The sequence below is a fragment of the Streptomyces sp. S3(2020) genome (assembly GCF_013044505.1).
Taxonomy (GTDB): domain Bacteria; phylum Actinomycetota; class Actinomycetes; order Streptomycetales; family Streptomycetaceae; genus Streptomyces.
Map to the genome: position 1 here is coordinate 1 of NZ_JABERD010000322.1, position 7,735 is coordinate 7,735.

The following is a 7,735-nucleotide window of genomic DNA, read 5'->3' on the forward strand; positions in this document are numbered from 1 at the left end:
CGGCAGCCCGCGCCGTCATCGAATTCGTCGCCTCCGCCGTCACCGGCGGCTACGCCCGCCACCCCGACCTCGAAATCCCCCTGCCCGGCACCTACTTCGCCGAACAACTCGAAATCATCGTCGCCGCCACCACCAGCACCCGCGACCAATTCCAGCCCGCCCCCGCGCACACCGTGCCCGCGAGCCCATCAGCGGCCGATGACCTGCCCAACCGGCTCGCCCCCGACGAGGACCGCAAGCACATCCCCACCAAAGCCACTCCCTGCGGCCCCGAACACCTCCTGGTCCAGGTCACCGCCGCCGACCACGAACCCACCACCGCACACACCTTCTTCGAGAACGCCGCAGCCGTCTGCTGGAAAACCGCCACCGCCACCACCGAGCGGGACACCCCCAGCAACTCCATGGCCTACCGCCTGCGCCGCTTCGCCCAACGCCTCTCCCCGGCACCCTCCGGCTTCGGCCAACTCAGACCAGCATCACCATCCGGCGCACCGGTCTCCTTCCATCAGCTGTGACCGCCACCGCGATGCTGACCGGCGAACCGCGTCTGCTCGGTGCTGAGTGCGGTCTCGATCGTTAAGGAATGATGTGCTGTCAGTGTCCGCGGTCGATGGTGAAGACGATGCTGCTTCCGGTCTGCAGGGGCGTGGTGAAGATGGCGTGTGCTGCGACCTTGCCGAATGAGGTGGGGTAGGTCTGGCCGTAGTGGGCCATTCCACCGGCTCCTAGTCGGCTGAGTCCGGAGACTTGTGTGTTGAGGATCTGTGCGCCGATGGCTTCTCCGACGGTGAGTCGGTATTCGGCGTCCAGGACCGGCCGGAACACGTAGGCCTGGACTCGGATTTCTCGGTCCTGTCCCAGATATTTGCGGGCTGTGACGCTGAACTCAACCGCGTGGAAGCCGTGGTGGCGGCGTGGTTCGGAGACGGGGAAGCGGTATTCGACTGCGGGGGAGCCGTGCAGTGTTGTCGAGCGAGGCGGGGCGGGGGGTAGTACCTGTCCGTCGACGCGTACGTGGCCGATGTGGAAACAGGCCGGGTCGCCCGGTATAAGGCCTTCGTCGACCTGCCAGCGAAAGATGTAACGGTGGTCTCCCTCCAGGCGAGTGAAGGATTCGTCTGTCAGTGAGGACACGCAGAGGAACCGCAGCTCGCGGGGTATCTGGTGGACCTGATAGGAGACACGCATGGCTTGCAGTGCATAGCCGTCCGGGTCGGGTGTGTCCAGATGGCAGTCCCATCGGTAGCGGGCCAGGGCCCCGGCGAAAAGGTTCTCTCTGATCGGCTGCAAGACCTCACGCAGAGCGTCGTCGATGGCCTGGTTGACCTGCAACGTCGTGTCGCGGATGGTGATGTGTCCGAAGATGAAGCTCACCATTGCGGCTGAGACCAGTGTGGTGCCCACGACTTCCAGTGACTTGACGACGACATCGTCATGGGCACGGTTCACGGAGAGGACGAGCGTAACCGCCCCCAGCACGAAGACCAGCAGGTTGTAGGTGCGGACGGTGCGCCGCACCTCGCTGATGAGGCGGCGTTGATCGCTCATGCGGATTCCCGGCGATCCTGTCAGACGGCTTCGCCGAGGAGCTGCCAGACGTCTGCAATGCAGTCTCCGATCTGGATACCGACCAGTGCTGTGTCCGGTTGGTGGTCCGTGAGGAAAACCGCTACCACGTCCCTGTCGCGCCCAAAGAGAATGCCGGCGTCGTGAGCGAGCCCTCGCAGGCTTCCGGTCTTGTGTGCCACTGGCAGTTCGTCCGGCAGGCGCAGCGGAAGACGGAAGTTGCGCATGCTGTTGCGCATGGCTCGCACCATCGGCTGCAAGTGGGGCTGCGAGGCGACGTACTGAAGGATGAGGGCCATATCGGCAGCTGTCGTTGTGCTCTCGCGCGCTGGCGCACCGAGTTCGTCATCGGTGAACCCCACGCGCATGCACGTATCAACCGTGCCGATTCTCCGCGCGGTCTGTGTCACGGCCGTCATGCCCACCCGGTCTGTCAGGTAGGAGCCGATCGGGTTGTCGCTGGTGGAGAGCATGAGGCAGCACAGTTCCTGCAACGTGAACGTGTGGTGGTCGTCGAATACCTCGAGCAGGGATGGATACGTGGTTGCGCTGAGATCTGAACGAGGCACGACCTGCTTGGCGTCCAGCTGTTCCAGGACGGTGATGACCAGTGGCACCTTCATGAGGCTGGCAGCCGGGAACGCGCGGCTCGCATCGCGTTGGACGCGGACGGGGTCACCGCGCAGGGACTGGAGAACGACGGCTCTTGAGGGCTGGTCACGGATGAAGTCATCGACGAGACTCTCCACGTCCATGCCAGTCCCCCGGATCTCTCGTCGCCGGATGTCCCAGAGTAGGGCGCGACTGACGTAGGCGTCTACGTCGCTACCTGGTACTGGCGCAAGGCGGGACGGATGATGGTGCTGGGGATCGCCTTGCCGATCTTGGGGGCGGCGGAGAGTCTCGCCAGCGACCGAGCTTGTCCCAGCACCAGATCCTCTGAACTGAACCGCCCCGGGTTCGGTAGAGATCTCAGATGATGGTTGTGACCTGGGGTTTCGTGGATTCCTTGTAGTGGTTGGCTTCGTACTCGACGGTCGGAACGTGCCCTATCTCACCGTGGAGTCGGCGGTGGTTGTACCAGTCGACCCACTCTGCGGAGGCCAACTCGACCTGGGAGAGGGACTTCAAGGGCCGTCGGGGCTTGATCAGCTCGGTCTTGAACAGACCGATCGTGCTCTCCATCAGGGCATTGTCGTAGGCATCGCCGACCGATCCGATCGAGGCGGCGATGCCCGCGGCGTCCAGATGCTCGGCGAGCCGGAAACTCGTATATTGCCTGGCGACCCTGCGTCCGAGTGGGGGATCAACTCGCCTGGCTGGACAGGTGTCGGCGTACACCCGACCACGTTCAGGTGTACGCCGACACCTGTATTGGTGAGTACCTCGTCGAGCGGTCCTGACCCTCCTACCGCGAATGCCACACTGAAGGACATGACGACCTCCACTCCACCGCTGAGGGAAGCCGCCCGCGCCATCGTCCTCGATGCCCAGGACCGCGTCCTGCTGCTGCGTTACGACGAAAACGGCGGTTTCTGGGCCACACCTGGCGGTTCCCTGGAGGACGGAGAGGACTACCCCACCGCGACGCTCCGCGAACTGCGCGAAGAACTCGGGATCGACGAGAAGGCCGTCGAGCTGGGGGCGCAGCTCGCAGAGCGCAGCGAGAACCACGTCGTCGGAGGGCGTGAGGTGCGTCAGGTGGAGAAGTACTTTCTGGTCCGCACCTCCGCAGCCGACATCGACCCGGCCCGCGCCACCCAGCCCGACGAGATCCGTGAGTACCGCTGGTGGACCCTCGCCGAGCTGCGGGCGACCCAGGAGAGGGTCTATCCCGAAGGACTGGCAGACCTGGTTGCGTCCGTCATTACAGGGGACATCCCGCAGCAGCCCGTCGTACTGGACTGACTCAGTACGGTCTGCGGCCGAGTGTCTTTCGCTGCGCCGCTTTGGCCCGGTGATTACTTGCAGCATGCCCAAACCCACGCCGCAGCTCGTAAGGGGGTGAGGCTAGCCTGGTGGCTTCCACATGAGGAGGCGATGTGCAGTTCACGGTCCTGCATAACACTGTGGTCGAGCGGCGCGGGCGGCAGGATGCTGTGTTCCTCCTCCATAGCGATTGGGACGACGACGGCTACCGGACCACTTTCGACCTGGTGTTGCTACGGCACGGGTCCCTCATCTCCGTCGGCCAGGTCAAGATTGCGCAGTTGGGGATGCGGGAACCTGGAACCCCCTCACTTCCAGAGCACTTCGATCACTTGGATGCCACGTTCTTCTCCGTGGGACAGGACGACAGGTATTACGTGGCGCTTCGCGAACTGGGCGTGGGATCAGAAGTCCTAAGTGCGCTGGGAGACATCGCGTTCAACTCCGCTCTATTTGAGCGGGTTCAGTACGAAGACGTCACTCTCCAGTCCCTGCTGCGCAGCGTTCGACCGAAGACGGTAATGCATCAATTCCGACGCATTGCGCAAGGCGGCGATCGGGTCGTCGACTATGCCTTCACTTACATCACTGCACCTTCACGAGCGCAGATTGCGCCGCTGCGACTGGACTTCGAGGTCGTCCCCAATGTTTCGCCTCCGACGAACGTCCACGCACTGATCGGGAGCAACGGGGTGGGGAAGACCCGTCTGCTGCAGAACCTCGCCCGGGCTGTCGCTGATGGCTCCGCTGCGCCAAGCGAGGTCGGACAGGTCATCGACTCTCTCGCCGCGGGAAACGATCCTCTATTCACCAATCTGGTCTCCGTTGCGCTTAGTGCCTTCGATCCGCTGGATCCGGTCCGGGCGACGAAGGGCGTCAACCATGCATATGTCACGCTCCGGCGTCTTCCGGTCATCGGCGACGCTCCGCCGAGCCTGAGCACAGCCGACCCGGCAGGCCAATTCGCCGACGTTGTCCAGACGCTGAACGGTGCGCGACTGGAACGCTGGCTAAAGGCAGTAGCGACCTTGGGGTCAGACGCACTGTTCCGGGACGCTCAGGTGGCTGCCGCGGCGCCGCTGGTCGCCGGTATCCCAGGCCTCGCCTCCGTCGACCCCAAGGCGTTGTTCAACGGCCTCAGCTCTGGTCACAAGATCGTGCTTCTGGCGATCACGCGTCTGGCAGACCTGGTCTCGGAACGCACACTCGTCCTGATCGACGAACCGGAAACGCATCTGCACCCGCCGCTCCTGGCTGCATTCATCCGTGCTCTGTCTGACCTGTTGGTCGATCGCAACGGTGTCGCGATCATCGCCACGCACTCGCCGGTCGTTCTGCAAGAGACCCCCCGTAAGTGTGTGTGGAAGGTCCACCGGTCCGGCGACGTCATGAAGGCGGAAAGGCCCGTTGCCGAAACCTATGGCGAGAACGTCGGCATTTTGACGCACGAAGCGTTCGGGTTGGAGATCACTCGCTCGGGCTTTCACCAGGTGGTCCAGCAGGCAGTCGACGACGGCATGGCGTATGAGGAGATCATCACCCGGTTTGAAGGCCAGCTCGGCGGTGAAGGACGCAGCCTGGCTCGAGCTCTGGTTGCTCTGCGAGACCAGCGTCAGGCCAGCAGCTGATGCGCCCCCTGCCTCTGCCTCGTCGCACCGCCCGCGAGACTTACCGAAGCTGTGTCCCAGGCATGCGCCAGCCCCTCAGACAGCAGCTCGAAGGCCTTGAAGAGCACGTCGTCGCCGCTTCGGCGCGCTTCGAAACGGCAGCACAGGCGGCCTCCCTCCACTCTCTCGACCGGATCTCGTTCACGCCAGCCTCGCCGGATATGGCCGCAGCCCTGCCTGATGTGTACACCCAGCGGATGGCGAAGGTCGGCCGGCCAGGGAGGGCGATCTATGACGAGCTGAAGATGGCGGCTGTGGTGTGCCCATTGTGCGGCCATAGAGAAGTCACCACGCTGGACCACCACTTGCCCAAAAGCATGTTTCCCCTGCTCGCGGTCACGCCTTCCAACCTCGTGCCCTGTTGCAGCGAATGCAATCGGACGAAGCGGTCGACTGCTCCTCGCGAGGCCGAAGAGCAGACGCTCCATCCGTACTTCGACAACATCGATGACGAACGGTGGCTGGCCGCGGAGGTGCTGCAGGGGACACCTGTCGCGTTGAGCTTCTTTGTCCAACCTCCGCAGGACTGGCCCAACATGCTTCAGGTGCGAGTCCGCCACCACTTCGAGACACTGGGCCTGGCAGGTCTGTATGCGGCCCAGGCCGCCACTGAACTGGCAGGAAACGCCTACGTGTTGCAGCGTACCTTCGACGCCGGCGGGGCAGAGGCCGTCCGGGAGCACCTCCAATTGAAAGCCGAGAGTTGGAACCAAATGTGGCGCAATCACTGGAAAGTCGCCGCTTATAGAGCCCTTGCCGCTAGTGACTGGTTCTGCACCTCGGGCGGAATGCACCAAGCTTCGTGGGCGGCAGCTCCTTCCACAGCATCACAGCACATCTGAAAGCCCGGTCGGCTCAGCTGATCACACAGTAGGAGACATGTGTCAACGGTCATTGAGATGCCCAGGTTGAGCTGCCCCGAGTTTCGTAGAGTCCGGTGATCTTGTTTCAGGCGGACTGCGGGACTCTTTCCTGGCCCTGCCAGAAGTCGCGTTCGTACTCGGCTGGTGGCAGGTAGTCGAGCGCGGAGTGCAGGCGTTCTTCGTTGTACCACGTGACCCATTGGAAGATCGCCCGCTCGACCTGGTCGACGTCCTTCCAGGGGCCTTGCATCTCGATCAACTCGGCCTTGAAGGTGCCGTTCAGCGCCTCGGCCATAGCGTTGTCATACGAGTCCGCGACGGAGCCGACCGACGCGGAGGCGCCGATGTCGGCGAGCCGGTCGGTGTATCGAATTGATACGTATTGCGACCCGCGGTCGCTGTGATGAACGAGGCCGGAGTCCTTCTTTACGTGTCGACGCCAGAGAGCCATCTCCAGTGCGTCCAGGGGCAGTTCGGTCCGCATGTGGTTCGCGATCTGCCAGCCGACGATCATCCGGGAGAACACGTCCAGGACGAACGCCACATACGCCCAGCCCGACCACGTCCGCACATACGTCATGTCCGCGACCCACAGCTGGTCCGGCTGCGACGCGGTGAAGTCGCGGTCGACCAGATCCGGCGGCCTCGGTGCCGACGGTTCGGGGACTGTGGTGCGCCGCCGCTGCCCGCGGATGACGCTTTCGAGGTCGAGTTCGGCCATCAGCCGCTCGACCGTGCAGCGGGCCACATCGACGCCCCTGCGCCGCAGTGCGCGGGTGATCCTTCGGGCGCCATAGGTGCCGCCGGATTGGGCGTGGATCTCCTCGATCACGGGCCTGAGCTGCTCGTCACGGAGCCGGTGGGCCGACTTGGGCCGCTTCTTGCGGGCGAAGTACGTCGACGGCGACAGCTGAAGCACCCGGCATACGGGATCGACCCCGAGGTCCATCTGACGCAGGTGGTCGATCACCTGCTCGGCCTCGTCCGGGGACGGTCGATCTCCTGGGCAAAAAACACCGAGGCGGCTTTGAGGATCTCGTTCGCCCGCTTCAACTCGGCGTTCTCCTTGCGGAGTTGCCTGAGCTCGTCGCGTTCGGCGGTGGTCAGCCGGTCATCGCGCTCGCCGTGGTCGGCTTCGGCCTGGCGGACCCACTGCCGCAGGGCTTCCTTGTGGATGCCGAGGTCCTTCGCTACGTGCGCGACAGGCCGGCCGGTGGTGCGGACCTCGCGGATCGCGCGCTCACGCAGCTCGTCGGGGTACTTCCGTGGTGCTGGCACTGATGTGGTTCTCCTTCGCCAGGACCGTAACCCTGGCATCAGGGACTCCACAAATCTCAGTACAGCTCAGTGCCTGGTGGAGGGAGGGGGGTTATGGCGGTGTGTGGGTGAGGTTGTGCTGGCGTCGTTCGAATTCGGGGGTGGCTTGGGTGATGTGGTGGGGGGTGATGGGTTGGTTGTACTGGCCTGTGATGCCGCGGGTGGTGCATTCCTGGGCGATGTCGTGGGCTGAGGGCGTTGTGGTGTGTGTGCGGTGGGTGGCCCAGATGTTGTAGATGCGCCAGTGGAGGAAGTGGCGGCGGAGGTTGGAGGGGCTGAGGGGGTTGCCGCCTCGTCCGAGGAGTCCGTGGGCGGCGAGGTGGGCGGAGAGCTCTTCGGCGGTGGGTTCGGTGCCGTGTTCGTCCTGGTAGTGCATCCAGGCCAGGTAGT

The 7,735-nt window shown here is 64.0% G+C and carries 8 protein-coding genes and 1 pseudogene; 4 read left to right on the forward strand and 5 right to left on the reverse strand.

Features of this window, described 5'->3' with window-relative positions; all coding sequences use genetic code 11:
• A pseudogene (locus HLK59_RS46250) lies at nt 1-518 on the forward strand (hypothetical protein); the annotation flags it as partial.
• A gap of 79 nt (nt 519-597) precedes the next feature.
• Here HLK59_RS46250 and HLK59_RS46255 read toward each other — a convergent pair.
• The 3 genes from HLK59_RS46255 to HLK59_RS52210 all read right to left on the reverse strand — a co-directional run bounded on the left by HLK59_RS46255 (nt 598) and on the right by HLK59_RS52210 (nt 2,910).
• A complete protein-coding gene (locus tag HLK59_RS46255) occupies nt 598-1,551 on the reverse strand; it encodes a hypothetical protein (protein ID WP_171147689.1) in 954 nt (317 codons plus the stop codon).
• A gap of 20 nt (nt 1,552-1,571) precedes the next feature.
• Entirely contained in the window at nt 1,572-2,324 is a 753-nt protein-coding gene (locus HLK59_RS46260) for a serine hydrolase (RefSeq protein WP_171147690.1), read from the reverse strand.
• A 217-nt stretch (nt 2,325-2,541) separates the two neighbouring features.
• The gene (locus tag HLK59_RS52210) at nt 2,542-2,910 is read right to left on the reverse strand and encodes an integrase core domain-containing protein (protein WP_171147691.1); all 369 of its coding nucleotides are present in this window, start codon (nt 2,908-2,910) and stop codon (nt 2,542-2,544) included.
• A gap of 93 nt (nt 2,911-3,003) precedes the next feature.
• Here HLK59_RS52210 and HLK59_RS46270 point away from each other — a divergent pair, with 93 nt between their 5' ends.
• The 3 genes from HLK59_RS46270 to HLK59_RS46280 all read left to right on the forward strand — a co-directional run bounded on the left by HLK59_RS46270 (nt 3,004) and on the right by HLK59_RS46280 (nt 6,007).
• Nucleotides 3,004-3,477: an NUDIX domain-containing protein gene (locus HLK59_RS46270; protein ID WP_171147692.1), complete on the forward strand. Its 474-nt coding sequence runs from the start codon at nt 3,004-3,006 to the stop codon at nt 3,475-3,477.
• A gap of 134 nt (nt 3,478-3,611) precedes the next feature.
• Nucleotides 3,612-5,126: an AAA family ATPase gene (locus HLK59_RS46275; RefSeq protein WP_171147693.1), complete on the forward strand. Its 1,515-nt coding sequence runs from the start codon at nt 3,612-3,614 to the stop codon at nt 5,124-5,126.
• Between the two features lie 62 nt (nt 5,127-5,188).
• Nucleotides 5,189-6,007 (forward strand): HNH endonuclease signature motif containing protein, encoded by an 819-nt coding sequence (locus HLK59_RS46280; protein ID WP_171147694.1) that lies wholly within the window; start codon nt 5,189-5,191, stop codon nt 6,005-6,007.
• Nucleotides 6,008-6,113: 106 nt separating this feature from the next.
• Here the strand turns inward: HLK59_RS46280 and HLK59_RS46285 are convergent.
• Nucleotides 6,114-7,345 (reverse strand): IS3 family transposase gene (locus HLK59_RS46285; RefSeq protein WP_240983036.1). Its coding sequence is split into 2 segments (ribosomal slippage): nt 6,114-7,042 and nt 7,042-7,345, totalling 1,233 coding nucleotides; the frame shifts between segments, so codons are not numbered across the junction.
• 52 nt (nt 7,346-7,397) lie between these two features.
• Nucleotides 7,398-7,735 (reverse strand): hypothetical protein (locus HLK59_RS46290; protein WP_206328401.1); only part of this gene is annotated, 338 nt, incomplete at its 5' end.

Coding starts and splice junctions, on each gene's coding strand:
- HLK59_RS46255 (WP_171147689.1), bottom strand. CDS start 1,551: ATGAGCGATCAACGCCGCCTCATCAGCGAGGTGCGGCGCACCGTCCGC.
- HLK59_RS46260 (WP_171147690.1), bottom strand. CDS start 2,324: ATGGACGTGGAGAGTCTCGTCGATGACTTCATCCGTGACCAGCCCTCA.
- HLK59_RS46270 (WP_171147692.1), top strand. CDS start 3,004: ATGACGACCTCCACTCCACCGCTGAGGGAAGCCGCCCGCGCCATCGTC.
- HLK59_RS46280 (WP_171147694.1), top strand. CDS start 5,189: ATGCGCCAGCCCCTCAGACAGCAGCTCGAAGGCCTTGAAGAGCACGTC.